General features: G+C 71.8%; 18 protein-coding genes and 1 pseudogene. 4 read left to right on the top strand and 15 right to left on the bottom strand.

Translation table 11 applies throughout. The features are described 5' to 3' along the window. Positions 1–5: 5 nt before the first annotated feature. The 4 genes and pseudogenes from K7C98_RS03005 to K7C98_RS02995 form a co-directional block, all read right to left on the bottom strand. Positions 6–3,374 carry a protein kinase domain-containing protein gene (locus K7C98_RS03005; protein WP_224189966.1) on the bottom strand — a complete coding sequence of 1,123 codons (3,369 nt, stop codon included), beginning with the start codon at positions 3,372–3,374 and terminating at the stop codon, positions 6–8. A gap of 114 nt (positions 3,375–3,488) precedes the next feature. Next, the gene (locus K7C98_RS03000) at positions 3,489–3,857 is read right to left on the bottom strand and encodes a hypothetical protein (protein ID WP_224189965.1); all 369 of its coding nucleotides are present in this window, start codon (positions 3,855–3,857) and stop codon (positions 3,489–3,491) included. A 65-nt stretch (positions 3,858–3,922) separates the two neighbouring features. Next, positions 3,923–3,985: pseudogene (locus tag K7C98_RS45415) on the bottom strand (hypothetical protein); the annotation flags it as partial. A 942-nt stretch (positions 3,986–4,927) separates the two neighbouring features. Then, positions 4,928–6,199, bottom strand: coding sequence for a vWA domain-containing protein (locus K7C98_RS02995; RefSeq protein WP_224189964.1), 1,272 nt, complete (start codon positions 6,197–6,199; stop codon positions 4,928–4,930). 145 nt (positions 6,200–6,344) lie between these two features. On the opposite strand from K7C98_RS02995, the gene K7C98_RS02990 reads away from it, so the two are divergent. After that, positions 6,345–8,891 (top strand): Ig-like domain-containing protein, encoded by a 2,547-nt coding sequence (locus K7C98_RS02990; protein ID WP_224189963.1) that lies wholly within the window; start codon positions 6,345–6,347, stop codon positions 8,889–8,891. A 6-nt stretch (positions 8,892–8,897) separates the two neighbouring features. Here the strand turns inward: K7C98_RS02990 and K7C98_RS02985 are convergent, their stop codons facing one another. Further along, positions 8,898–9,989, bottom strand: a complete 1,092-nt coding sequence (locus K7C98_RS02985; protein ID WP_224189962.1) for a hypothetical protein — start codon at positions 9,987–9,989, stop codon at positions 8,898–8,900. 3 nt (positions 9,990–9,992) lie between these two features. After that, entirely contained in the window at positions 9,993–10,862 is an 870-nt protein-coding gene (locus K7C98_RS02980; RefSeq protein WP_224189961.1) for a DUF4215 domain-containing protein, read from the bottom strand. A gap of 161 nt (positions 10,863–11,023) precedes the next feature. Here K7C98_RS02980 and K7C98_RS02975 point away from each other — a divergent pair, with 161 nt between their 5' ends. Then, the gene (locus tag K7C98_RS02975; RefSeq protein ID WP_224189960.1) at positions 11,024–12,073 is read left to right on the top strand and encodes a TIGR03032 family protein; all 1,050 of its coding nucleotides are present in this window, start codon (positions 11,024–11,026) and stop codon (positions 12,071–12,073) included. A 66-nt stretch (positions 12,074–12,139) separates the two neighbouring features. On the opposite strand, the gene K7C98_RS02970 is transcribed toward K7C98_RS02975, so the two are convergent. Further along, the gene (locus K7C98_RS02970; protein WP_224189959.1) at positions 12,140–13,681 is read right to left on the bottom strand and encodes a hypothetical protein; all 1,542 of its coding nucleotides are present in this window, start codon (positions 13,679–13,681) and stop codon (positions 12,140–12,142) included. A gap of 444 nt (positions 13,682–14,125) precedes the next feature. Between K7C98_RS02970 and K7C98_RS02965 the strand changes: the two genes are divergently transcribed. Further along, positions 14,126–15,055: a MerR family transcriptional regulator gene (locus tag K7C98_RS02965; protein WP_224189958.1), complete on the top strand. Its 930-nt coding sequence runs from the start codon at positions 14,126–14,128 to the stop codon at positions 15,053–15,055. Between the two features lie 328 nt (positions 15,056–15,383). On the opposite strand, the gene K7C98_RS02960 is transcribed toward K7C98_RS02965, so the two are convergent. The 5 genes from K7C98_RS02960 to add form a co-directional block, all read right to left on the bottom strand. Next, positions 15,384–16,025 carry a lysoplasmalogenase gene (locus K7C98_RS02960; protein WP_224189957.1) on the bottom strand — a complete coding sequence of 214 codons (642 nt, stop codon included), beginning with the start codon at positions 16,023–16,025 and terminating at the stop codon, positions 15,384–15,386. 56 nt (positions 16,026–16,081) lie between these two features. Then, the gene (locus K7C98_RS02955; RefSeq protein ID WP_224189956.1) at positions 16,082–19,132 is read right to left on the bottom strand and encodes a hypothetical protein; all 3,051 of its coding nucleotides are present in this window, start codon (positions 19,130–19,132) and stop codon (positions 16,082–16,084) included. Between the two features lie 33 nt (positions 19,133–19,165). Further along, the gene (locus tag K7C98_RS02950) at positions 19,166–19,735 is read right to left on the bottom strand and encodes a hypothetical protein (RefSeq protein WP_224189955.1); all 570 of its coding nucleotides are present in this window, start codon (positions 19,733–19,735) and stop codon (positions 19,166–19,168) included. Then, on the bottom strand, positions 19,732–20,433 hold the full coding sequence (locus K7C98_RS02945; protein WP_224189954.1) for an STAS domain-containing protein: 702 nt from the start codon (positions 20,431–20,433) through the stop codon (positions 19,732–19,734). Before K7C98_RS02945 ends, K7C98_RS02950 begins: the two co-directional genes overlap by 4 nt. 136 nt (positions 20,434–20,569) lie before the next feature. Further along, positions 20,570–21,625 (bottom strand): adenosine deaminase, encoded by a 1,056-nt coding sequence (gene add, locus K7C98_RS02940; protein ID WP_224189953.1) that lies wholly within the window; start codon positions 21,623–21,625, stop codon positions 20,570–20,572. Between the two features lie 60 nt (positions 21,626–21,685). Between add and K7C98_RS02935 the strand changes: the two genes are divergently transcribed. Then, a complete protein-coding gene (locus K7C98_RS02935; protein ID WP_224189952.1) occupies positions 21,686–23,326 on the top strand; it encodes a hypothetical protein in 1,641 nt (546 codons plus the stop codon). A gap of 91 nt (positions 23,327–23,417) precedes the next feature. On the opposite strand, the gene K7C98_RS02930 is transcribed toward K7C98_RS02935, so the two are convergent. From K7C98_RS02930 to K7C98_RS02920, 3 genes are all read right to left on the bottom strand, one after another. Beyond that, positions 23,418–24,713, bottom strand: coding sequence for a VWA domain-containing protein (locus K7C98_RS02930; RefSeq protein ID WP_224189951.1), 1,296 nt, complete (start codon positions 24,711–24,713; stop codon positions 23,418–23,420). Between the two features lie 295 nt (positions 24,714–25,008). Beyond that, a complete protein-coding gene (locus tag K7C98_RS02925; RefSeq protein WP_224189950.1) occupies positions 25,009–25,479 on the bottom strand; it encodes a hypothetical protein in 471 nt (156 codons plus the stop codon). Beyond that, entirely contained in the window at positions 25,476–26,675 is a 1,200-nt protein-coding gene (locus K7C98_RS02920; RefSeq protein WP_224189949.1) for a thioredoxin family protein, read from the bottom strand. The genes K7C98_RS02925 and K7C98_RS02920 overlap by 4 nt, the downstream gene beginning before the upstream one ends. Positions 26,676–26,894: the final 219 nt, after the last annotated feature.

Below are 26,894 nucleotides of genomic sequence, written 5' to 3'. Positions count from 1 at the left end.
CGGACTCATGGCGTGTACTCCTGCGCCAGCGTTTGGTCGCCGGCCGGCTCGAAGCGGAGCGAGAGGGTCGCGTCGTCGACGCAGCGACGAACCACGTCGTCCGCGTGAGGGACCGCGACCCTGGCGAACTTGGAGAGGTTCTCCGCGGTCTCGAACTCGATCCGCAACAGACCGCCCGCGAGAGCGGAGCAACGGCGAAGCGCAGGCGCGGCGGCGTCGAGCGCGTCGCGCAGGATCGGGAGCGGTGGGGCCTCGGTACTCGTCGCCGCCCTGGCGGTGAGCGGGGTCGCCGGAGCTGCCGCCGTCGTGACGGGCGAGGGCACGGCGGCCGGCCTCGCCAGCAGGACGATCGGGCGCTCCGGCGCGCGCGGGGTCTCGCGGAGACTTAGCCATGTCACCGCACACAGCAGCGACGCGGCCAGCACCTCACCGATCAACGCGCGCCGCCTCACCGCCGGGGGCGTAAACACCGGCGATGCACCTCCCTGCACTCCATCGTCGAGCGGCGGCGGTAACACCGGCTGAATCAGCGCCAGCGGCTTGTCGAGCTCGGGCACGATGATGGCTGGCATGGTCCCGGTCGCGCGTGCGTTCCCAGCCTCGGCCTCGACCGCGAGTGTGCTGCTGACGGCAGCCTCGTCGACCACCCGCTCGTCGATCTCGTCGGCAGCCGCGGCCATGGCCTCGGCCTCGATCTCCGCCAGCTCGTCAGCAGCCGCCTCCAGGCGCCCGATCAGCCCCTGCGTGTCCACCCGCTCCGCAGGGTCATCCACGAGTGCGCCCATCATCGCGGCCGCCAGCGCTGGCGGGCATGATGGCGCGTGTTTTCTCAACAACGCCAATCTCTCGTGCTCGTGCTGCGCCGGCTTCTTGCCGCCGGTCAAGAGCCGATAGAGCTGCAGCCCGAGCGAGTACACGTCGCTCTTGGCTGTCCAACCCTTGCCGGCGCGGGCTTCGGGCGCGGTCCAGGGCAACGTCTCCAGCCCGCCCGTGCCGATCTGCACCCGCGCCTCGGGCGGCGTCAGGTAGCGCTGGGCCGTGGTCGCGTAGAACTTGGCCTCGAACTCGACCATCCCGGCGTCGATCAGGGACGCGGTGGGCTCTCTCCCGAGGTCGACGAGAATATTGTTGCCGTGGATGTCGCGGTGAAGGATCCCGCGCGCGTGCAGGGCCGCCAAAGCACCGGCGAGTGCTCTCCCTATCGCGAGCACGTCGGCGGGCTTCAGGCGCTCGCCGCCGAAGTAGAGATCACTCGCCGGCTTGCCGGGCATGAGGGTCATGACGAGGTAGGGCCGCGGGTGTGTCGGCGACGTCCGGCACTCGAGGAGCTGCGGCAACACCGAGTGCTGCACCGCGCTCAGGGCTCGGGCCTCGCGGACGAATCGGAGCCGCGCCTCGGCGTCGTTGCGCAGCGACGGGTCCAGGATCTTGAGGGCCACGTAGCGCCCCGCGTTGCGGTCGTATGCGCGGTGGACCTCGCCCTTCGCTCCCGAGCCCAGCATGTCGAGCAGCTCGTAGCACCCCTCGAAGAGGAACGGCGAGTCGTCCTCAACATGGGCCACGCGGACACGCTCGAGGCGGCGCTGGAACTCGGTCATGCTGGCGATCCGGTCCTCGGGTAGCGGTGCCAGTGCGTGGGCGACCAGCGCCTCGAGCTCGGGCGGGACGGCACACTCGGGCCGGACCTCGCGCATCGGCCGATACTCAAGGTGGTCGGGCAGCTCGCCGGTGCAGAGGAGGAAGATGGTCGCGCCGAGCCCGAAGACGTCGAAGCCTGGGGTCGGCCGCACGAGCGCCGCCTCGGGCGGGATGAACCCGGGCGTCCCGACGACCCTGCCCAGCTCGGTCGGGTGCCGTGCCGCGGGCTCGCTGTCGGAGGTCCGGACGCGCTGCCAGTCCTCGACCTTGGCGCCGCCGAGATCGATCAACTTCACGAACGGGCGATCGGTGGCGCCCTTGACCGCGACGATGTTGCCCGGCTTCACGTCGCGGTGGATCACGCCGACCCGATGGAGCGCAGCGATCGCGCTCGCCACCTGCGACATCTGGTCCACAACCTCGAGCCAGTGCAGCGGTCCGTCTCGCTTGAGGCGCGCGTCGAGGTTCTCGCCCGTCAGTCGCTCGAGCACCATGAACGGTGCCCGAGTGTCGGTCTCGCCCACCGCGAGCACCTGCACGAGGTGCGGGTGTCGCAGGTGCGTGAGCAACCGGCCCTCATCGAGAAAGCGTCGTCGCGCGTCGTCATCCGCGATCGAGAGGATCTTGACGGCGACGTTCAGGTTCTTGCACGCCCACACGCTCGACGTCCCGCCGCTGCCGAGCAGCTCGCCGAGCTCGAGCCCGTCGCCGATGCGCTGACTGGCGAGCGCTCGCCGGCCCGCAGGTACCCCCGCCGTCGGCGTGGCGTCGCCTTCGCCCGCCGTCGTGTAGAAGGTCCAGCCGTGCGAGTTCGGAGGTCGCGGGGAGCCCGCGCCCACGAGAGGCAACCGGGCCGCCGCCCGAACCCGCTCGAGGCGGCGCTGGAATTCGGCGACGCTGGCGATCCGGTCCTCGGGCGTCAGGGCCATCGCGTCCACGACCAGGGCCTCGAGTTCGGGCGGCGCGCCACACTCCGGGCGAGCCTCGCGCATCGGTCGGTAGGCGATGTGGTTCGGCAGCTCGCCGGTGCAGAGAACGTAGATCGTCGCCCCGAGCCCGAACACGTCGAAGCCAGGGGTTGGCCGCACGAAGCCTGCCTCCGGCGGGAAGAAACCCGCCGTGCCGACGAACACACCCACCTCGGTCTGATGGCCCGTCACGGGCTCGCTATCGGACCCCTGCACGCGCCGCCAGTCCTCGACCTTGGCACCTCCGAGGTCGATCAGCTTGACAAACGGCTCGCCCGTCGCGCTCTTGACCGTGACGATGTTGTTGGGCTTCACGTCGCGGTGGATCACGCCGAGCTGATGGAGAGCGGCGAGCGCGCTGGCGACCTGGGCGATCAGCTCGACGACCTCGAGCCACGGGAGTGGACCGTCTCGTCGCACCCGCCTGTCGAGGTTCTCGCCGAACCGCTCGAGCACCATGTACGGCGCGCCCGTGTCGGTCTCGCCGACCGCGATCACATGCACAAGGTGCGGGTGTCGCAGGCGCGTGAGCAGCCGGCCTTCATCGAGGAAGCGGCGTCGGGCATCCTCGTCAACGCTGTCGAAGATCTTGATCGCGGCGTCGAATCCCTTGCACGCGTACACGCTCGAGGTGCCCCCCAACCCGAGCAGCTCGCCGAGCTCGAAGTGTCCGCCGACGATGCGCCGCTCATCTGTCGGCCCGCAGGCCGGCGGCGTGGAGTCGTTCTGGGGACGCGGCTGCCGGTCGGTGCTCGGTGGGGGCTGCATCGCGCCCACGTTGCCACAAGCCCATCACTCCAGGTTGGCCCCGATGACCTGAACATACCATCATGTACGCAAGGCCATGCGCCTGGACCAACGTTCTGCCGGCCGCTCCGTGAACTACCGGCGCCGCTTCCACCGAGACCGGCCATGTCGTGTGCGCGGCGGCGGGTCGGGCATGTCGTATGGCGACGGGTCGCCCGGCTTCGGGATGCGGCTTGGGTCCGGGTTGGCGAGGTAATCCTCGACTGCCAGGTTCCACTCCTCGAGCTCCTCGTCGCTGAGGTGCTGCATGTTCTCTTCGGTGACGAGCCGCTTGGTCTTCATGTACGCGTAGGCGTACTCCAGCGGCACCTTGGCGTCGTGCATGATCTCGAGCATGGTGGCGTCGAGCTCACGCTGCGTGAGGCTGTCGGATATGCCGTTGGGTAGGAGCGCGCGGAGCATCTGCGCCCGTTCGGCCATCGCTTCCTCAGTGGTCTTGCCCATTCAAGAGAACGTGGATCGCGGCAGCGGCGAGCGTCAAATTTCCAACCGGACGACCGCCGCCGTCGTCGCAGCGCTGCCAACCCGATCAGCCCGAGCAGCCCCGGCGAGCCGCCCTCAAGCGAGCAGGTGCACCCGCCGCTGCCACCTGTGCCCGTGCCCGTCGCTCCGCCCGTGCCCGGGTCGCCGCCCGTCGTGGTGCGCGACGGGCCCGCGACCGACGGCCTCAACGCGATGCTCCGCCGCTACCGCGCCCGCTGCGAAGCCGTGCAGTGACCGCGAGGACCAACGCTACTTGACATTTGCCGTGACGCGCTTCCAGTTGTTGCATGCGTTCACGCAGCGCTCTTCACCAGGTTGTCAGCCTCGCCATCTTCTTGGCGCCCCACTTCGGGTGTTGCCATGAACTGCCCGATCCGGAGACGCCGGAAGAATTGGAAGGGAAACTCGAAGGCGCTTCACTTGACGCGATTCGAGAGTCGGAGGACGACAACGACGCGAGATGTGCCCAGGCCTGCGAGCGGCTGGCTTCGGCTGTGGGGCTGAGCATCGAGCACGTCCTGGAGTGCACGGCCAAGATTTTTGAATCCGATGTTTCGGAGCCCAGAGATCCCTGGGACCCAGCACACAAAACTCTCTCGATTTCATGCACAATTGATCCAGCCCTTCCCGCCAAGTCCTGTCCCCACTGATGCGAGAAGCGGCGCGAAATCGCGCAAGTGCCGTTGCCAGGCCGTTGCCAGGAAGGGCCGTTGCCAAGCAGAATCGGGCTCAGGAGGGCATGAGCGGGCGCAAGTTCACCCCCTCAAGACGCGGTCCTGGCCAGGAAACGGAGGGGCCGGGGTTTGGAGCGTCTTGAGGGGGTTCAGGCAGGACAAGGCATGGCAGGTCTCGCGTCGCGACGGGACCCGTTCTCGCCACGCCCGGCCCGCCCCACCAGGTTCTCCGCGGCCCCGCCCCGCGCAGCGGCGACGTCTCGCGCGCGGCCCTGCGATAGCCTGCGCGCGCGCCCCCGTCCCGCGCAGCGGCGACGTCTCGCGCACGCCGCCCTGCAGACGAGCGCCGGGTTCCCGTCACCCCGGCGTGCAGAAATAAAGCGCCTGCACCTTGCCCGTCTCCTTGAGCGCCTCGCAAGCCGCCCCGCACAGCGTGACCTCGGAGTGCGGCACGCTCCACACGAAGCCGTCCTGATCGCAGCTTGCGACCTCGGGCACCTGCTGTCCGTCGACGTGCACCTCGAACAGCTCCGGCTCGCTCGGGGCCGGGTCGACCGCGATCACGCAGCTCAGCGTGTCCTTGACGATCTGCGAGATCGCCGCCTGCAGCTCGGTTTGGTTGCTCGTCTGGTAGAAGGGTTCGGGCCCGGGCTTCGGCTTGCCGCCGGCGACCGCCAGCGCGGCCAGCTGTTCGCTGGTGGAGGGGTCGACGTCGATGCCGACCACGTAGGTCGGGATATCGAAGTCGACGAACGTCTCCTCGACGGCGGCCTGGGCCTCGAGGAAGTTCTCGCCGGCGCAGGTGTCGGAGATCTCGCCGTCGGCCACGAGGATGGCGAACCGCGGCAGGTTCGGGTCGAGCATCTTCAAATACTCGAAGCCGCGCTTGAGGCCGGTCTCCATGGGAGTGCCGCCGAGCACCTCGTAGTCGATCGCCGGGATGCCGGCCAGCACCGCGGCCGCGTTCATCGGCGCGATCGGGACCTCGACGCCGGGGTTGACCACGCATGCGCCGACGTTCACGAACGAGCCGGCGTCGATCTTCGGGTAGAGCTTCACGCCGAAGTGGACCACCGCGTCGAACATCGTCACCACGCCCGAGACCACCTCGTGGAGGCTGTGCCAGCGGGTCACCGTCGGGGTCGCGGGCTTGTCGTCGTGGTCCCACTTCTCCATCGACATCGAGCCCGACTTGTCGAGGATGAGCAGCACGCTCGGCGGCACCGGCACGACCTCGGTCTCCTCGGTGTCGCAGGGGATCTTGTCGGGCGGCGTCGTCGTGCTGCCGGTGCTGGTCTCCTCGCCGGTCGTCGTCGTCGTCGTCGTCGTCGTCGGGTCGACCGTCGTGGTCGTGGTCGGGTCCGGTCCGGTGGTCGGTGGGTCGACCGCGTCGGTCGTCGTCCCGGTCGCGCTCGCGGTCCCCTCCGTCTCTGTCGGTTCGGACATGGTCGAAGAGACAGTGCTCGTCCCGGGCGTCGTCTCGGTGCCTTCGGTGGCGGAGGTCGGCTGCGTGCCGCCGACGGACAGGCCGGAGCTCTGGCCGTCGGAGTCGCCGCAGGCGGGGGTCACGCTCGCCAGCGCGAGCACGAGCGCGAACGCGCGGGGATGGGGAGGGGCGATCTGCGTCATGACCTAATCTCCAAGCTGCGGACTCATCATGAGAGATTCCGGGACGCTCGGCCACGGCCTTCGCGGGCCGCCGAACCGCGTCCGGGCGAGCGGATCGATTCCGCGCGTGCGCCGGCGTGCCGGGTCCGATAAGGTGGTCGTCACCATGCTGCGCTTGCCGCTCCGCCGCGCCTTCGCGGCGCTCTCGCTCGCCGTTCCGGTCGGGTGCACCGACGACGACACCACCACGCAGGCGACCGCCGGCATGCAGACCAGCACCGGCGGGACCACGGACACCAGCGGCGAGAGCGACACCGAGACCCCGACCACCGGCGTCGGCACCACCGGCACCGGTCCTGCGCCGACCACCGACCCGGTCCCGACCACCGGCGAGCCGCCGACCACCGGCACCGCCACCACCGAGACCGCCACCACCGGCGTCGAGCCCGGCAACACGCCGCCGGTCGCGCTCGTCGACTACTACGTCACCAAGTCCAAGCAGGCGCTCGCCGTCGGCGCCGCCGAGGGGCTGCTCGAGAACGACTACGACAACGACGGCGACCCGCTGAGCCTCATCGCCGCCGACCCGATCACCCCCGGCGGCGCCAAGAACACCGCCCTCGCCGACGGCTCCTTCACCTACCAGCCGCCGCCCGAGCTGTGGGGCAGCGACACGTTCGTCTACAAGATCTGGGACGGCAAGGACGGCTTCGCTCAGGCCCCCGCGCGCATCGACGTGCGGCCGACCGCGATCGACCTCGAGTACGTCGGCGACGGCCACGGCGGCTTCGTCATCGACGGCCAGGCGCCGGGCCACTACTCCGGGCGCAGCGTGCACTCGGTCGGCGACCTCGACGGCGACGGCCTCGGCGACCTCGTCGTCGCGGCCCGCAACGCCGACGGCAACACCGGGCGGATCTACGTCGTCCACGGCCAGGTCGGCGGCGAGGCGATCGCGCTGAGCAAGATCGAGGAGCAGCACCGCGGCTTCATCATCTACGGCCAGCTGCCCGGCGAATTCGCCGGCACCACGATCGCCGGCACCGGCGACATCGACGGCGACGGCCTCGGCGACCTCGTCATCGGCGCGCCGAAGGCCACGCCGAACGGCCCGTCCTCGGGCGCGGCCTACGTCGTGTTCGGCAAGGGCGACACCGACCCCGTCTATCTCGAGGCGGTCGCCGCGGGCACGGGCGGGTTTGCGATCCACGGCGCGAAGGCCGGCGACGGGGCCGGGCGCAGCGTCGCCGCGGCCGGCGACGTCAACGGCGACGGCCTCGCCGACGTGGTCGTCGGGGCCTACGGCGCCGACCCGGGCGGCACCTTCTCGGGCGCGGCCTACGTCGTGTTCGGCCACGGCGCCGGCGCGCCCACCCTGCTGGCCGACCTCGACGCCGGCCTCGGCAACGGCTTCGCCGTCCACGGCGAGGCGGCGCTCGACTTCGCCGGCTTCGCCGTCGGCGGCGCCGGCGACGTCGACGGAGATGGCCTTTCGGACATCATCGTCGGCGCCTACGGCCACGACACCGCGGGCGACAGCGCCGGGCGGGCCTACGTCGTGTTCGGCAAGACCGACGCCGTCCCGGTGCTGCTCGCCGACGTCGCCGCCGACGTCGGTGGGCGCAGCTTCGACGGCGCCGCGGCCTACGACCGCGCCGGCTTCGCGGTCGCGGGCGCCGGCGACGTCGACGGCGACGGCTTCACCGACATCATCGTCGGCGCCCCGCTGGCCGACGCTCCCTCCGAGGACTCCGGCCGCGCCTACGTCGTCTTCGGCGGCCCCGACCTCGCCTCCGGCCCGCTCAAGCAGCTGGCCCAGACCCCCACCGGCTTCACCCTCAACGGCGTGCAGGGCCGCGACTACGCCGGCACCTCGGTCGAGCGCGCCGGCGACGTCGACGGCGACGGCTACGACGACGTGTTCGTCGGTTCGCCCGGCGCCAACCCGCACGGCGGCGACTCCGGGGCCGGCCACGTCGTGTTCGGCGGCCCCGACGCCACCACTGTCTCGCTCGCGTGGATCGCCAACGGCGACGGCGGCTTCGCCGTCAGCGGCGAGGCCATGGAGGACTACTGCGGCTTCGCCGTCGCCCCCGCCGGCGACGTCAACGGCGACGGCCACGCCGACGTGATCGTCGGCGCCCGCGGCAACGACGGCAAGGGCGACGACGCCGGCCGCAGCTACGTCGTGTTCGGCGGCAACTTCAGCGGCGCCTCCTACATGTCCTACGGGTCAGGTGCGGACAACATCCCCGGCACCGCCATGGGCGAGTCGTTGATCGCCGGCCGCGGCAACGACGTCGTCACCGTCGACGGCGCCGACGTCGTCTACGCCGGCGCCGGCGACGACGAGGTCCGCTGCGCCGCGCCGAGCTTCGTCCGCGTCGACGGCGGCACCGGCGTCGACACCCTCCGCCTCACCGGCCAGGCCCAGCACCTCGACCTCACCGCCCGCTCCGACCTCGACCTCGTCGACATCGAGGTCGTCGACCTCGGCGCCGACAACACCCTCACGCTCGAGTGGCGTGACCTTCGGGCCATGTCCCCGCGGACACACACCGTCACCGTCGACGGCGCAGGCGGCGTCCTCGTCGCCGACCTCGCCGGCGCCGGCTTCGTCGACGGCGGCCTCCAGGGCGGCTACCGCGTCTACCAGAGCCCCGTCTTCACCCTCCGCGTCGCCGCCGCCGTCGAGGCCCAGGTCGCGCTCTGACCTGTCTCAATCCTCGCGCCAGCCGTCCTCGAAGCAGTACAGCCGCCGCGGCTTGTGACATGTCGACTGCAGCGCGCTGGTCCAGTGCCGCTGCTGCTGCCACGCGTCCCACTCTGGCCCGGCCTCCACTGATGGAGCATTCATGCCGATGCGCACACTGGCCCCCGGGTCGGCGACCGTCCACCCTGAGCAGTGCTCGCTGGCGCTGAACACCTCGCCGAACGGGTCGGTGTTGGTCCACACCAACTTCTGGAAGATCGACGTGCCGAGCTCGGTCATCGAGATCCCCGTGCGCGGCCCGTCGGTCACCAGCTCGGCAAAGTCGTCGGCGATCACCCGGCCGCTGAGCAGCACGTATGGCACGCCCGCGAGCTCGATCTGCTCGAAGCGGGTCAGCGGCGAGTCGACCCCGTCGCTCAACCAGGCCCGGAACGTATCCGCGTTGGCAAGGCCCGCCGCCTCGGCGAGGTTGATGCACTGCAGATCGGCGCCGGACAGCCCGCCGAGCGCGCCGTCGAAGACCGCGCTCGTCACGAACCCGATCCGGCCGACCCAGCCGCAAAAGGCGCTACAAGCCGCGTCCTCGCCGAGGCTCATGCCCGTGCCGTTCAGCGCCGCGAGGTCGCACTCCTCGTGGCCGGCGTCGACGTCGCCGTCGCCGCAGTACGGGGCGAGCTCGCACTCCGGCGTGCAGCCGCCGTAGCTGCCGACGTTGCCCGGGCCGAAGTCGCACGCCTCCTCGCCGATCCACAACAGCCCGTCGCCGCACACCGCCGGGTGACACATCATCGTGCACGCCCCGTTGTTCGAGTTGTCGGCCCCGAGGTCGCACGTCTCGCCGGGGTCGATCACTCCGTCGCCGCACATCGGCCCCGGCGCGCCCGTCGTCGGCACGTCACCGGAGGTCGTCGTGGTCGTGGTCGTGGGCTCGACGACGTCCGTGGTCGACGTCGTGTCAGGCTCGTCGGGCGGCGCCTCGGTCGTCGCCGGCTCTCCGGTCGAGGTCGTGGCCGTGCTCGCTCCGGGTGCCTGCGGCTCGACGCACGTCGCCTGCGCCAGCACGAAGACACCCGCGCAGATCCGTCTCGCGCTGCCCATGTCTCACGCTCCCTCGAAGCAATAGAGGTGGTTGTCCTCGGCGCAGCTCTCGGCGTTGGGTAAGAGCGTCCACCGCTCGTCGGTCTGCTTGACCGCGCCCGCGGGGCCCTCCTCCTCGAGGTAATACGAATTCGTCCAGTCGTCGCAGAACGTGTGCCCCACCGCCGCGGCGCCGTCGGGCCGGGTGCCGGTCCACGCGCTGCCGAGCACGACCTCGCCGAACTCGTCGATGTTGATGGGCGCGGCGATCGAGCCCGACAGGAACCGCGCGAAGTTCTCCGCGACCATCACCCCGTCGGGGCGGACGTAGCGGCCGGGCGCCGGCGTCACGCGGTCGATCGCGCTGGTCTGCGAGTCGGACATCCAGGCGACGAAGGTCGTCCAGCGCGGGTGACCTGACTGAAGGGCCAGCTGGCGACACAGACTGTCGGCCCCGGCGAGCCCGAGGATCAGGTCGGGGGTGAACACCTGGCTGGACGCGAACACCAGCCGGTCGCGCGCGCAGGCGTGACAGCCGTCGTCGGCGACGTCGTTGCCGTCGTCGCACTCCTCGTCCGCGTCGACGATCGAGTCGCCGCACACGGCCGCCGCGCCCGTCGTATCCGCCGTGGTCGACGTCGAAGCGTCCGACGTCGCCGTCGAACCATCCGACGTCGACGAGCCATCGGCCCCTCCCGAGCTGCCCTCCTCGTCGCCGCTCGAGCTCGACCCCTCCTCGCCCTCACCGGTCGTCGACGAACTGCCCTCGGTCGTCGTCGACGGACCGTTGCCGTCGTGCTCGTACCCGTAGGTGCTGACGTGGTCGAGGCCGGGCGCGGTGCAGCCGCCGAGAGCGAGGACGAGGACGAGGCCCGACGCGGAAGCGCGCGACATCGCGCCACAGTATCACAGGCGCTTTCGGACCGAAAGTCATGACAATTCCGCCCCCGCGGCCCGGCCACCGAGGATCGCCGTCGTCGCGCAGGTGCGCCCGCCACCGCGCGCGGCCTCCTCCGCGTCCCGGCCGCCAGCCGACCACCTGCTATCGTCCGCGCATGGCCGAACGCCTCGAGGTCCTGTCCTCGCGCCACTTCCCCGCCCTGCTCGCCGAGCTCGGCGTGAGCCTCGCGTTCACCACCTACCAGGCCGGCAAGCTGTTCCTCCTCGGCAGCGGCGACGGCGGCCGGCTGTCGCTGTTCGAGCGCACCTTCGCCCGCTGCATGGGCCTGTGCGTCGACGGCGAGTCGGTCTGGCTGGCCACCCTCTTTCAACTGTGGCGCCTCGACAACGCCTTGCCTTCGGGACATGTCCATGAGGGCTACGACCGCATGTACGTCCCGCGCGTCGCCCACACCACCGGCGACCTCGACGTCCACGACCTCGCGATCGACCGCGCCGGGCGCCCCGTGTTCGTCAACACCCTGTTCAGCTGCCTCGCCACCCTCGCCCCGCGCGCCAGCTTCGCCCCGCTGTGGCGCCCGCCGTTCGTCTCGCGCCTGGCCGCCGAGGACCGCTGCCACCTCAACGGCCTCGCCATGCACGACGGCAGCCCCGCCTTCGTCACCGCCGTCGCCCGCAGCGACGTCGCCGACGGCTGGCGCGACCACCGGCGCGGCGGCGGCGTCGTCATCGACGTCCGCACCGACGCGATCGTCGCCGAGGGCCTGTCGATGCCCCACTCGCCGCGCCTCCACGCCGGCGCGCTGTGGCTGCTCGAGGCCGGCACCGGCTTCCTCGGCAAGGTCGACCCGGTCTCGGGCCGCTTCGAGCCGGTCTGCTTCTGCCCCGGCTACGCCCGCGGCCTCTGCTTCGCCGGCCCCTACGCGATCGTCGGCCTGTCCAAGCCCCGCGGCAGCCGCACCTTCGCCGGCCTCGCGCTCGAGCAGAACCTCGCCGCCCGCGGCGCCGAGCCCCGCTGCGGCCTCGTCGTCGTCGACACCCGCACCGGCGAGGTCGCCCACTGGCTCCGCCTCGACGGCGCGGTCGAGGAGCTCTACGACGTCGCCGTCCTCCCCGCCGTCCGCCGCCCGATGGCGCTCGGCCTGGTCAGCGAGGAGATCCACCGCACGATCACGATCGCCGACCCGGCCCCGCTGCGCCCGTGATCGCGCGCGTGGTTCATGCCTGCTGTTTTCGACATGTCCTGAACGACATGTTTTATAAACCACCTGCTACGGCCGTCCGCGCTCGCACGCCAGCAGCGCCTCGAACCTGGCCCAGGCCGCCCCGCCGCGGGCCTTGAGCCGCCCGGCGAGCGTCCGGTTCTCGCGCGCCCGGACCAGCCGCTCGAGCTTCGCGCTGCGCGCCAGCAGCTCCGCGACCTCGGCTTGCGCCGTCGCGACCTCGGCCTGGGCCGCGCGGAACTCGGCGTACTGCACGCTGTCGGCCAGGAGATCCGCGATGTCCACGCGATGCGCCGCGAGCGTCGGCGCGAAGTCCGGGTGCCACGGATCGTCGAGCACCGGGAAGCGCGCCAGCAGCTCGGCCGCGGCCGCGCGATACGCCGTGTCCTCGCGCCCGCTCGCCGCGTCGAGGCGCGCGTACGCTTCGGACATGTCCTTTAGGACATTATCAAAGTCACTCTCGACCTCGCCCTCGCGTCCGACGTAGCCGAGCGCCGCCGACAACCTGGCGATCACCGCGTCCTCCTCGGGCAGCGCCGCCGTCCGCGAATTCCCGCGGCGCGGCGCCGTCGCGCGGAGCCACCGCTCCGACGTCGTCGTCGGCACGTCGATCCCCTCGCCGGCGATCCGCGCCCGAGCGTGCGCCTCGAGCAGCGAGATCTGCCCGTCGCCGTCGAGGTCGAGCTCGGCTGTCGGCAGCGCCTCGCCCCCGCGGCCGCGACCTCGCAGCGCATTTAAAAAGTGCAGCGAGTAGCCCTCCTGCGCCGCGCGGTCGGGGTTCGGATCGCAGCCCGACGCCTCGCGCTCGGCCGTCGCCGCGAACAGCCCGCAGCGCAGCGGCTTCGCCGGTCCGGCCTCGCTGTCGGCGCGCGCGAACACCAGCTCCGCGAACGCGCCCGAGAAGCAGCTCGTCGCCACGACCTGCGCCGGGCGCCGCCCGGCGTCGAGCACCTCCGCCAGCTCCGCCACCCGCAGCGTCGTCTGGCCCCACAAGCTCAGACCGCCGTCGCGGGGCGGATCGCCGCGCTCGCCGTGGCCCGCCAGGTACACCAACAACGGCGGCCCCGGCTCGGCCACCGCCAGCTTCACCGCCTCGAGCACGCCGCCGCGGGTCGCCGAGCTGCTCGGGTTCGTCAGCGTCGGCCGGTACGTCGCCGTTCGTCCCCCGCGCGGCGCGAACAGCTCGGCCAGCGTCGCCACCAGCGGGTCGCCGCGCGGCACCGCGTCCTCGACCTGCACCCCGTGGCTGCCGGGCCCGCCGGCGAACAGCAGCGCCCCACCGTCCCCGAAGACCTCCTGCGCCAGCAGCAAGTCCTGCTCGATCGACACCTGGTTGAACTCGGGCGTCGCACCGCCGCCGACCGCCAGCCAGCGCGGCGGATCCGGCCACGGCGTCGGCTCCTGGTGATGCAGCGGACCGACGCCCAGCGGCGGACGCGGCGGCGCGCTCGCCTCCGACTCGGCGCTCGTCGCCGGCGCCGCTGCCGTCGTCGCCTCGCGAGTCGTCGCGACCTTCGGCGGCTCCACCTCGCGGTGGGTCGTCGCGGCCCCCTCGCTCGCGGGCGAGCCGCAAGCGAGCAGCCCGGCCACGAACACTGCGCCCGTCGTGCGTCCACCGCGTCGCGCCGCCTCGATCAACCCCGCGACGATACGACCTCCGCGTCCCCGACGAAAGCGGCGCGCTCGCGAGCGCCGCAGGCGCGCCTGGGAGCCGCCCGCGCCGCGCCCCTGTCTCCTCGACCAGCTCCCTCCTGCTCGACCGCTCGCTCTCGACCTGTCCTTTTCGCCATGTCCTCACGGCCACCCGGCGACCTGCCCCTTCGAACATCTCACACGACTGCCCCGCGCGACTCCTGACCCGATCCGAGCTGTCTCGAAGTACATGTCGCTCGCGCGTCCGCTCGCCGCGCCCGTGCTCCGCTGCACGGCCTGCCGTTCGCGGCCACCACGCGCCCCACGCGCGCACGATGATTGTTCACCGCCGCGGCGATCCGTGCTTGACTCTCCAGTTACGGGAGACCTCAAGGTGACGCCATGGTGAGCGAGCGGATCACGATCGGCGCCCTGGCGCGTCGGTCGGGCGTGCCGGTGAAGACGCTGCGGTTCTACTCCGACGAGGGGCTGTTGCCGCCCGCCGGGCGGACCCGCAGCGGCTACCGCGTCTACGCCGAGGATGCGGCGGTGCGGCTCGATCTGATCCGCACCCTGCGCGAGGCCGGGCTGGGGATCGCCGCGATCAAGGCGATCTTCGCCCGCGACATGACGCTGGCCGAGGCCTTGCGTCTGCGGCTGCGCGCCGTCGAGACGCACATCGTCTCGTTGCAGCACGTCGCCGCCGCCCTGCGCGCCGCGCTCCGCTCCGAGCCGAGCGAAGCCGACATCAGGAGGTTGTGTACCGTGACCCGATTGACCACAGAAGAACGCAAGGCCGTCATCGAGCGCTTCTACGAGCGCGTGTCCGAGGGCGTGCCGATCGACGACGGCTGGAAGCGGCAGATGATGGCCGCGAGCACCCCGAAGCTGCCCGACGAGCCGTCGCCCGAGCAGCTCGACGCGTGGATCGAGCTGGCGGAGATCGTCCAGGACGAGGACTTCATCGCCAGGATGCGCGCCGCCGCGGCCGAGACGTGGAACGGCAACTTCGACGTCGCCGCCCACCAGCGGGTCAGCCAGGAGGCCAACGCCGCCGCGCGCGCGCTCATCGAGCGCGGCGTGGCGCCGACCGACGACGCCGCCCGCGAGGTCGTCGAGCGCATGATCACGGGCCTCGCCGCCGCCCAGGGCAAGGCCGCCGACGCCGAGTTCCGCCGCACCTGGCACGAGAAGTCGCAGAACCACGACCCGCGCGCCAGCCGCTACTGGGAGCTCGTCGCCGTCCTCAAGGGCGAGCCGCCGCGCGGCGGGCAGAGCGAGGAGTGGTACTGGCTCAACGCCGCCGTCGGGCACCACCTCGCCCCGCGCTGACGACCGGCCGCCGTCATGACATGTCCATAAGAACATGTCATGGCGGCGCGACGCGAGACACGGCGCCTGTCGACCGCCATCACGACATGTCCGAATGGACATATTGTTCACGATGGTGGCGGCCGTGGTGACGGCGGCGCCGTGCACCACCAGGACATCTTCGCTCGCCACGCCCGTCGCTACGGCGCCGGCGGCCCCTTCCTGCACCCGAGCTCGACCAGCTCCATCCGCACGATCGCGCCCTCGTCACCGACCGCGGGCCCCCCTTCCCACGAGCCGTCGACCGCCAGCAGCGCGCTCGTCGGCGCCGACGCGTGGCTCCACGAGCTCAGGTCTCGCGGTCGGTCGAGGCCGCGATCAGCACCTGCGCCGCCCAGTAGAGCACCATGAGCAGCAGCTCCACCCCGAGCGACCAGGCGATGAAGCGGTTGACGGCGATCAGCGTGTCGCTCAGCGCGAACGCGATCGCCCCGGCGAGGCCCGCCCACGCGCGGCCCTCGGAGCCGGGGCGTTCGCCGATCTGGGCCGCCGCGCGCCACATCATCGCGCAGATCACGATCACGTAGGCCAGCACCGGCCCGCGCATCTCACCGAGGTTCGGCGCCAGCCAGCCGAACGTGAAGTACCCGAACGCGGCCACCGGCGCCAGCCGCATCAGGTGCAGCGCCCGCGTGCGGCCGACGTAGGCCGCCACATAGGCGATGTGCGCCAGCAGGAACGCGGCCAGGCCGGCGATGAACAGGTCGATCGCCTCGGCGAGCAGGACGTCGCCGAGCACCGAGAGCATGAGACCGAGGCGGATCCGTCGCGCATCGGCGCCCTTGACCGGCCACATCCAGGCCAGCACGCACAGCACCGGGATCGGCTTGAGCAAGAGACCGGCGAGCTTCCACTCGAAGACCAGCGCGCCGAGGAACAGCGCCGCGGCAGCGAGCCCGACGCGCGAGAGCAGGACGGTGCGACGTGACACGCCCGCGAGGATGGCCGAGCCCGCGCCCGCGCGCGAGCGCAAAAGCAGGCCGACGGTCAGGGCTTCTGCGGGCCGAGGTGGATCGAGAACTTCGTGTGCAGCGAGCGAGCGTCGGGGCCGGCCGCCTCGGGCTCCTCGTCGAACGACACCTCGCCGCGGATCGCCGTGAGGCGCTCCATCAACCGCCCGATCGGCGAGTCGGGGATCGGCAGCATCGGGAACGTCGGCGCGATCGCCGAGCCCTGCAGCGGATCGGCGGCGCCCTCGGGGCGGAGCACGAAGTACGACGCGCCGAGGGAGTCGAGCGGCGCGAAGCCGAAGTACGCCAGCCCCAGGCGCGCCAGGCCGCCGTCGCTCGCCGTCGTCTGCGGGTCGCCGCGGAGCAAGATCTCCGCCGAGCGCAGCGCCGACTTCGCCGCGGTGTTGGCCTGCCCCTGCAGCATCCACAGCAGCGCGGTCCACAGCGGGGCATAGCGGGCGGTCCGCATCTGCACCGTGAATTGCGGATCGTTCGCCGCGCCGACCTTCGGCAGGCGGCCGTCGAGGAGGTCGTCGATCACGCGGGTGATCGTCGGGCGGTCGAGGCCGACCACGATCGCCGCGCCCGTCTGCACGTAGTGGATCCCGAACGCGTCGGCGATCGCCTTGTCGGGCAGGAGCGGCGCGCCCGGGCTGACGCCGACGCGCACGATCGGCAGGTCGCGGTGGCGGGCCACCTCGCCCCACTGGACCATGCCCGGCGCGACCGACTCGACCGTCGTCCTCAGCGCCGCCAGCGTGGCCACCAGCGTCGTCGGGTTCTTCACCTCGGCGACCGCGTAGACCGGGAACTTGCCGACTTGCCGCCACAGCTCGAGGTCCTGCAGCGCCTCGCGCTCGCGCTTCGGCGGCAGCTGGGCGGTGTCGTCCCACTGCGACAGCAGGCCGACCAGGCCGGCGCGGTCGTCGACGCCGAGCATCACCCAGTCGCCGAGCCAGCCGAGGCCGACGTCGCCCTTGCCGGTCAGCGTGCGCATCAGTTGGTCGAGGTCGCGCCGCAGCCCGCTGTCGGCGCCGACGGCCCACACCGCCGACAGCCCGTGGTCCTCGGCGGCGGCCACCGCCACGCGCGTCTTGCCGACCACGGCCTCGATCTCGCTGTAGTCGGTGGCGGAGATCAGCGGCAGCACGCGCACGTCGACGTCGACCGCCGCGCGGGCCCCCTCGTCGCGGACGTCGAGGCGGATCGCCACCGGGTCGATGAACTGCTGCCAGTAGTTCTGATAGCCGCGGGCGAAGTTGTCGTACGCGTCGCGCTCGGCCGCGCTGACCTTCTCGAGCGGCGGCAGATCGATCAGCGGCGTGAGCGCGTCGGGCGAGCCCCACGCCGAGCGGGCCGCCTGCCCCGGCGCGAACGCGATCGCCGCCCCGTCGGCGTGCTTCAGCTCGTCCGGCGCCAGCAGGCCGGCCGCCGTCAGTTCTTGTGTGTCCTTCGGAGCATGTCCGAACAGCCAGCCGTACAGCAGCGCCGCGTAGCCGGGCACCAGCAGCTCGGCGAGCGCCTCCTGGCGGCGGGCGGCGAGGATCTTCTGCTGCGGGCCGACGACCGCGGCGATGAACCTGTCGCTGAGGAACGCCAGCGCCTGGTGGGTGCCGGGATCGCGCGCCAGCATGTACTTCAGGTCAGGTTGATCCGCGAGCCGCGGCGCCTGGCCCTGAGCGGCCGCGAGCACGCGAGCGAGCGCGCCCGGGCTGTTGGACACGAACGCCAGCTCGCCGACGCGGGCGCGGTACTGGCGGATCTGCCCGCTCGGGTCGGCGGCGCGCTGGACCGGCACGCCGGCGAGCGTCACGATCGTCGTCTCGACGCCGGCGATCTCGCCGCGGTAGCCCTCGAGCTGGCGCGCGAGCTCGGCGTCGAACACCTCCGGCTGCTTGAGCGCGAAGATCAGGGTCACGTCTGTCCCTTCGCGCAGGTACGGGTCGCTGCCGACGACCGCCACCTCGCCGACCACCGTGTGGCCGAACAGCCTGGTCAGGTCGCTGCGGCGCAGCCCGAGCTGGCGCTGGTAGCGGGCCGTCAGGCCGCGGTCCTCCGCGCTCTGCTGCAACACCTGCACCACCGGCGTGATCCAGGCGTCGGCCTCGTCGAGCAGGCGCAGCAGCAGGCGCACGTCGTCGACGCGGGCGTACCAGAACTCCGCCGGCGTCGCCGCGGCCAGCGGCTCGGCCGCGCCCCCGCCTGGGTTCGGCAGCGCCGCCTGCATCGCCGCGAACGGGTGGGCGGCCAGCGGTGGCGGCTTGCAGTCGGCGATCGCCACCGCGCGCGGGCCCTCGGCCCGCGGCAGGCGCAGGCCGCGGTCGTGCTGCAGCGCCTCCTGCATCGACAGCACCCCGGTGGTCGTGTCCATCAGCTGCGTCAGGTCGGTCCGCGCCGGGCGGTTGCGCAGCAGGTCGGCGCCGGCCAGCGACTTCGCTCCGGGCTGTCCCTTGAGCCATGTCAAGATCCGCCCCGCCGCGAACTGCTTCCACGGGTGCGGCTCGTTCCACGGGTCGCCGAGCACCTGCGCCAGCGCCTCGGCCCAGCGCGCCTGCAGGCCGGCGTCGGCGGCGACCGCGGGCGCGCCGAGGGCCGCGAACGGCACGCGGACCCACCCGATGCGGCCCGCCTCCCAGCGACGGGCGTACAGCGCCCCGCGCAGCGCCTCCGGCGGCGCCGGCGACTTCGGTCGCCGGATCTGCAGCACCACCTCGCTCGCCCCCGTGGCGGTCGCCATCACCCCGACCGCGCCCGGCTTCGCGTCCTCGAGCTCGATGTGGAGGCGGTCCCAGTCGAGCGAGAGGTCGTCGCCGGCGACGCCGATCTTCACCTCGAGGTACTCGGCCTCGCCCTCGACGCGGTAGGCCGTCAGCGCGGCCTTCAGCTCGGCGTGCTCGGCGGGCGCGCTGGTGCCGGCGCGCAGGGCCGGCACCGGATCCGCCGCGACCTCGACGCGGGCCCTGGGCCCCGTTTCGACCTGCTCGTTCGGACCTGTCTTTTCAGACTTGTTACCGGCCTCGTCGCCGCACCCGGCGAACAGCGGGGCGGCGAGCAGCGGGGCGAACCAGCGGGGGGCGGGGCGTCGCATCTTCGCCGCAGCTTACCGCGGCGGCGCCGCCGCTCACCAGCGGACGCGGTACAGGCACGCCGCGCCGCCCTTCGAGCGGCACTCGCCGGGCTCGTGGGTCACGGCGACGTCGGGGGCGAAGCGGGCGGCGAAGCCGTGGGCCAGGCCCATGTCGAAGCGGCACGGGTAGGGGTTGTCGCAGCGGACCAGGGCCTCGCGCTCGCCGACGCGCTCGTAGTGGTAGTGGCCGATGCCCTCGGTCATCTCGCGGGTGGCGAGATCGAACATGACCTCGCCGTCGCGGCGGTGGTTGAGGTGGTAGATCACGTCGAAGTTCTCGAGCACCACGTGCGCGTCGTCGATCCCGGGCGGGAACACCACGAACGGCGGCACCTGACGGCCGAAGCGCTCGAGGCCGCGAGCGCCGAGCATCAGGTCGACCTTCTGGTAGGCCCGCAGGATGCCCTCCTGCGGGTACCACTTGTCGGGCTCGACCTCGCGGACGCCGAGCGCCTCGAGCATCGCCTGCTGCAGCACCGCGAACGACTTGAGGACATCGACGAACACGCTGGTCGTCTGACCGTAGACGGTGATGCCGGGGACCAGCGGTTGGTACGTGGTCATGTCGCTTTCGTGGCGGCCGCGCCGCGGCCGAGGTGGGCGAAGCAGGCCTTGAGGCCGTCCTTCAGGGTGGCGAGGGTCGGCGTGCCGGCCATGTCGACGCCGAGCTCGGTCATCGCCGCGGCGATCCGGGGGCTGATGCCGGTGATGACGCAGAAGGTGCCGACCAGCCGCGTGGTCGCGACCAGGCGCAGGAAGTGACCCGCGGTCGCGGTGTCGACCAGCTCGACGCCGGTGACGTCGATGATGACGCAGCGGGCGCGCGTCTGCGTGACCCGCTGCAGCAGCTCGCCGATCATGTCGTCGGCGCGGCGGGCGTCGACCAGCCCGACGATCGGCAGCGCCAGCACGTCGTCCCACAGCTCGACCACGGGCGTCGACAGCGTGCGGATGGCCGCGCGCTGCTCCTCGATGGTGTTCAGCTGCTCGACGAGCTCGGCGCGCGACGCCTCGAGCTCGCGGATCGTGCCGCGGTGGTCGCGGACCGTGAGGTCGAGCTGACGCGCGAACAGGTTGACGGCCTCCTCGAGCGCGGCGAAGCGGTCGGTGCGCTCGATCGGCAGCAGGTCGACGGCGGGGTCGAACTCGTCGAGGGAGATCGAGGCGAGCAGATCGTGGACCCGCTCGATCCGCGGGATCTCGACCGAGACCGTCTCGGGCGCGGGGTCGGTGACGTCGTCGCTGATACTTCCTCCTGGCATCGCTGCCGGGCGCGGGAGGATAACCGAATCAGCGTTCCGCACCACCACCAATCGAATGCAGCGATCCCGGCGCCCGGGCCGCCGGACGCCGAACGAGACCGCGCAGCAGCGCCTGCTCACATTGGCCGGAGACGACCTATGTATGCAGTTCGGCGAGCACCGCCGCCTGTTCGGCCAGCAGCCGCACCTTCGCCGCCTCGGGCATGAAGCTGTGCAGCACGCTGTTGCGGGCCAGCGCGGCGATTTGCTCCGCGTCCCAGGCGAACGCCGCGGCACAGCGGCGGTACTCTTCGTTGATCGAGGTGGCGAACATCGGCGGGTCGTCGCTGGCGAGCGACACCGCCAGGCCGGCTGCCAGCAATCGCGGCAACGGGTGCTCGGCGAGCGCGGGGAACAGGCCGATGCCGAGGTTGCTCGTCGGGCACACCTCGAGCGGGATCTGGCGCTCGCGCAGGTGCTCGACCAGCGCCGGGTCGGCGAGGCAGCGGACCCCGTGGCCGATGCGGTCGGCGCCGAGCTCGCGCAGGGCGTTCCACACGCTCTCGGGGCCGTCCATCTCGCCCGCGTGGGGCAGCGAGCGCAGGCCCTCGGCGCGGGCCCGTGCGAACAGCGGGGCGTACGGCGCGGTCGGCCACTCGGGCGACTCGGGCCCGGCGAAGCCGAGGCCGATCACGCCGACCTCGCGGCCCTCGAGCGCCAGCGCCAGCGTCGGCGCGCCCTCGGCGAAGCGGTGGCGGACGATGTCGAACACCCACGCCAGCTCGACGCCGTGCTCGGCCCGGGCGCGCGCGCGGCCCTCGGCGAGCCCGGCGAGCAGCGTGTCGCCGGCGACGCCGCGATTGACGTGGGTCATCGGCGTGAACGTGACCTCGGCGTGGCGCACGTTCTCGGCCGCGAGCTTGCGCGCGAGGTCGACGACGATCGCCGCGAAGTCGTCGGCCTCGGTGAGGCAGGCCGAGATGGCGAGGTACATGCGCACGAACTCGCCGAAGTCCTTGAACACGTAGCTGCGGCGCAGCCCCTCGACGCCGTCGGCATCGCCGGGCAGCGACTTGCCGTGCTTGCGCGCGAGCGCCAGCGCCAGCTCCGGCTCGACCGAGCCCTCCAGGTGCAGGTGCAGTTCGGCCTTCGGCAGGCGCTCGATGAGTCGGCTGCGCAGGGGGTCGAGGGCCGGCGAGGACGCGGCGGACATCGGCGAACGCTAGCACGCGCTCGACAGGGCGCGCGACATCGCCTATTGCTCGGGGTGACGATGCCGCGCGCGCGCCCCTGGCTGTCCGTATCGCTCGCCGTGCTGCTGTCCGCCTGCGGCGACGACGGCGCCGCGACCGGCGACGGCACCGCGGCCACCGGCACCACCGGGATCGACCTCACGGCCGCGACCACCGGGGGGCCGACGCCGACCACCGGTCCGCCGCCCTCCGAGACCGACACCGACGGCCCGCCGGCGCCGACCTTCTGCGCGCAGATCGACGTCTCGCTGGTGCTCCACCCGAGCGTCAAGATCTACGACCCCGCCAACAAGCAGGCGCTCCGCGGGTACTTCAGCAAGCTGGTCGAAGAGACAGGCGCGACGGTGCGGATCTTGCCGAACGTCGGCACCGAGTTCATGGTCACGACCGACTGCCTGCTGCCGCTCGGCAACGCCGCGGACGACCCGATCCTCGTCTACGGCGCGGGCGGCGAGGTCGCGCCGGGGGCGGCCGAGGCGCTGGACTGCACGCTCGACGCGTTCGACGTCTACGAGAGCGACTTCGACGTCGGCAACTACATGTTCTCGGGCCTGCTGTTCCCGGTGCTCGAGCGCAGCGACTGGCCGGCGCCCGGCGCCACCGGCATCGCCATGCTGGTGGCCGCCAGCGACGACAAGCAGGCCAACATGTACGCCCAGCCCGGGCAGGCCTCGGAGGCCTACCTGCGGCTGGTCGGCGAGGGCGACCGCCGGCGCGTCGCGGCGTTCACGTTCGGCGACGGCGGCGACGAGCTCAACATGTTCTCGCTGGCGGTCAGCGCCAACAGCCGCCACTACGAGGCCTCGTCCACCGGCTACGCCGCCGCGCTGGCCGACTTCGCCCCGCTGGCGGTCCGGACCTGCGAGGACTTCGACTACGAGGAGCCGCCGCCGGAGGTCGAGCCGAGCGGGTGCGAGCGCATCGACGTGCTGTTCGCCATCGACGGCTCGGGCAGCATGGACGAGGAGCAGAGCGCCCTGCGCGGCACGAACGGCATGCCGCCGGTGTTCGCCGAGTTCACCGACGCGCTGCTGCAGGAGCTCACCGACGTCGAGGACTTCCACGTCGGCGTCGTCTCGAGCGAGCAGGGCTACACGGCGATGCACACGCACAGCGACTTCCCGCTGATGCCGGAGAGCCCGGAGACCGACTGCGGCCTGCCGCCCGGGCAGCGCTGGCTGGTCGGCCCCTCGCCGACCTTCGCCGACGACTTCGCGTGCGTCGCGGCCACCCGCAGCGGCACCGAGGAGGTCACCTACTACAACCTCGCCGAGGCGCTGCACGACCCCGCCAACGCCGGGTTCCTGCGCGACGACTCGCTGCTGTTCGTCGTCATCCTCACCGACGAGGACACCTACGACTTCGTCCTCACCCCCTCGGTGGCGATCCGCCGGCGGATCGTCGACGCCGTCGGCGGCGACCTCGACCGCCTCGTGGTGCTCGCCATCGCCGGCGGCCAGGGCGTGTTCGAGATGCCCGAGACCGTGTGCCAGGGCGTCTACGGCGACGCCGCGCCCGGCCGCCGCATCATCTCGATCACCCGCGGCTTCCGCGAGCGCGGCCTGTTCCACGACATCTGCCAGGGCGACCTCGCCGCCACCTTCAGCGGCGTGCTCGACGACATCGTCTCGGCCTGCGCGCAGTTCAACCCGGTGCCGTGAGAGAGAAAGCGAGAGAACCGCGGGACCGCTGTTACAGCGACCCCACGGTCGGTGACTCTTGAGACCCGGCGGGCGCCGCCGGGGCTTCACGCTAGCCCGAGTTCGGGCAGCGGTACTGCGCGTCGAGGACGCCGCTCATCTGGAAGTCGGAGCAGGCCTTGCCGCACAGGATGATCTCGTTCATGTCCGGCGACGTGAACATCCAGCCGTCCTCGCTGCCGTCGCAGGTGGTGACCTGCGTGTTGCCGTAGGCCATGCCGTTGACGCTGACCTCGACGTAGTCGGGGTACTTCGGCACCGGGTCGAGGGCGATCGAGCAGCTCAGGATCTGCATCGAGATCTCCTCGAGCGCCATCTGCAGCTCGACCTGGTTCTGCGTGTCGTAGAACTTGACGTCGCCGGCGCGCGGACGGCCGCCGGTGTCGGCGAGCTCGTTGAGCCGCTGGAACGTGTTGGTGTTGTCCGGGTTGCCGTCGTTCGTCATCGGGCTCGTCTCGTCCTTGATGGCGATGCCGACGACGTAGGTCGGGATGTTGAGGTTCGCGAACGCGTCACCGACCACCGCGGCCAGGTTCTCGTCGTACTGCTCGAACAGCTCGGCGTTGTTGGCCGCGTCCTCGGCACAGTTGGCCGCGCCGTCGGTGACGAGGATGATGAACTGCGGCTGGCCGTCCTGGATGGTCCCGAGCTCGGCGAGCGCCGCCTTGACGCCCTTGGTCGCCGGCGTGCCGCCCTTGATCGTCATGTCGGTCTCGTCGGCGCCGGGGATGGCGTTGAGGATCGCCTGGCCGTTCATCGGCGCGATCTCCACCTCGGGCGTCATGTTCACCGGGCAGGCCGTCGCGTTGTAGGCCGAGGCGGCCATCTTCGACGGGAACAGCACCGCGCCGAGGTTCATCGAGTTCTCGAACGTGCTGGTGATGAAGTCGACGACGCTGTAGAGCGACTTCCACCGCGTGATGCGCGGCGTGGCCGGCTCCATCATGTTCGGGTCGTCGTCCTTGATCATGTCGTTGTTGGCGTCGTCGCCGTCGTGGTCCCAGTACCCCTTGTCGGCGGTGACCATCGAGCCCGACTTGTCGAGCACGAGCATGACGTTCGGGGTGACGATCGGGATGTCGATGACGGCCTCGCCGCAGTCGTTCGGGTCGAACGTGGTGCCGGCGGTCGCCGTATCGGAGGTCTGCCCCTGCGTGCCGGTGGGCACCGTCTCGGTGGTCGTCGGCTCGGTGGCGCTGCTGGTCGACGTCGGTTCGGTCGAGGTCCCCGGCAGCGTCAGGATGCCCGTCATCGTGTTGCTGCTGCCGGTGGTGTCCACTTGCTTGCCGTCGTCGCCGCAGCCGACCAGGCCGACAGCTACGAGGCTAGAAAACAACGCGCGCTTCATAAGCGGAAGGTTCCTTGGAGAGTTGGGTGAATGAGAGTCGAGGACGGGGGCCCGTCGAGTTGGACACCGAAGCACGGGCCGTGTCCGGGCGTCCGTGCCGGCCACTATACCGATCACGCCGATTCCTCGCAGCTTTCCTGCGAGGAGCAGATCTGCGCGGCGCGGCCCGCGAACGTCGGCCCGACCCCGATCACGGGCGCCTTCAAACCCGAAGTAGCTGCTGATTCACGCGCGCGCCGCTGGCGTGACGCGGACGCGACACTCGGCCGCGCAGCCCGTCGCACGCCGAGCGGCCTCAAAAGCGGAAGCCGAACGACAGGCCGCGCACCTCTCGGGACATCATCGGCGCGACCGCGAGGCCGTGCTCCCGCATCCACCGGTGATGCCGCGACCGCTGGGTCAGACCCCACGCGAGAAATACCGCGCCGGTGACGGCCATCAGCCCGCCCATGCCCACGCCCACGAGCCCGTAGACCTGCAAACCGCGGCAGGTCTGGTCGCTCGCGTTCGAGCCGTAGACGCGGTTGCAGTACTGCGGCATGGCCATCACGTACATCGCCGCGCCGAAGCCGGTGCGCAGCAGGCCCAGCGGGAGGATGATCGAGCCGGTGACGACCTTCTCGTGGCCGTCGACCGGTTCGCGTTCGCGGTTCTCGCCGAAGGCGTAGTAACCGCCGAGCGCCTCGGGATCGCTCGGCGGCGGTGGGGGCGCCGCCAGCGCGAGCGCGGTCGCGAGCGCGACGAGGCCGGTGGTCGACACCATCATGTCCCTCCAGACAGCTCGGTGAAGCGCCGCACCTGGCGCTTGTAGAACGCCGACTCCGGCTCGAGCCGGGCGGCCTCGCGGATCGCCGCGAGCGCCTCGGCGCCGCGCCCGAGCTGGTGCTGCAGCTCGGCCCGCAAATAGTAGAGCTCGGCGTCGTCGCCCGCCCGCGCGATCGCGGCGTCGACCTCCTTGAGCGCCGACGCCTGCCCGCAGCGCTCGCGGAACGCGAACCACCCGAACGAGCTCTTGAGGTCGCTGTTGCTCGGGTCGGTCGCGACCATCGCCTCGAGGCTGGCGACCGCCTCGGCGTCGCGCCCGAGCTTGTGCAGCTCGCGGCCGATCGCCCGGTAGGCCCGCACGCTCTCCTTCGCCGCGGGGAACTTGGCCTGCAGCTCCTTGTAGAGCGCGACCGCCCGCTCGGAGTCGCCGTCGATCTTGGCGACCAGGAAGGCCGCGCGGTCGGACATCGCCCTGGCCGCGAGGCCCCTGGCGTTGTCGGGGTCGCCCGCGATCACGCGCTCGAACTCCGCGTCGGCCTGGGCGCGCCGGGCCGCCAGCGCGTACGCGACCGCCAGCTCGTAGCGCGCCTCCAGGTCGTCGGGCGCGGCCTGGACCTTGTGCTCGAGCTCGGCGAGCACGTCGCCGCCGGCGGCGATCTTCTCGAGCGCGGCGAGCAAGGCCGTCGGCTCCATCGCGTCGACGAGGCGGCCCTTCTCCACGCCGCCGGCGTCGAGCACCAGCAGCGTCGGATAGGCCTGCACCTTGTAGCGAGCGACCAGCTCGGGCCCCTCGCCCTTCTCGGCGTCGACGTGCAGCGCCACGTACTTGCTCGTCAGCACCTCGCCGACGTCGGCCCGCGTGAACACCTTCTCCTCGAGCTCGCGGCACGGCGGGCACCAGTACGCGCCGACGTCGACGAACACCAGCTTGCTCTCGGCCTTCGCCGCTGCGAGCGCCGCCTCGAGGTCGCCCTCGATCCACTTCACCGCCGACACGATCTCGCCGTCGCTCTGCACCCCCGGACCGGCGGCCGATGGCGGGCTCTCCGCCGCGGCGCCGTGGGCCGGCGCCGGCGCGGACGCGGACGCGGCCTCCGGCGCCGGCGAATCGGCCTTCGGCGGGGGCGCGCCGCACGACAGCGCCAGCGCAGCGGCAAAGGCGAAGGACGGATCGACAGCGGCAGGAACGCGGGCCATGGCTCGCTTCAAGCTGCCCGGGAACCTCGCCGGCTGCAACTGCCACCGCGCGCGCAAAGCCCAAAAGCTTGCGCCCGGGCAGGCGCTCGCGCAAGTGCGGCCGCCGCGTGAGGAACCGGGACGCGCACGCGCTCGGACGGTCGCGTTGCCATTTTGACACGCGAGCCCAGGCTAGCCGCAACCCCCGAGTCCCTGTCGACGCCCCGCCCGAGGAACCCC

Origin of the sequence: Nannocystis pusilla, from assembly GCF_020073745.1 — a bacterium.
Classification (GTDB): Bacteria; Myxococcota_A; Polyangia; order Nannocystales; family Nannocystaceae; genus Nannocystis; species Nannocystis radixulma.
Note: the sequence above shows the minus strand (reverse complement) of the source record. Positions and strands in the feature narration are given on the sequence as shown.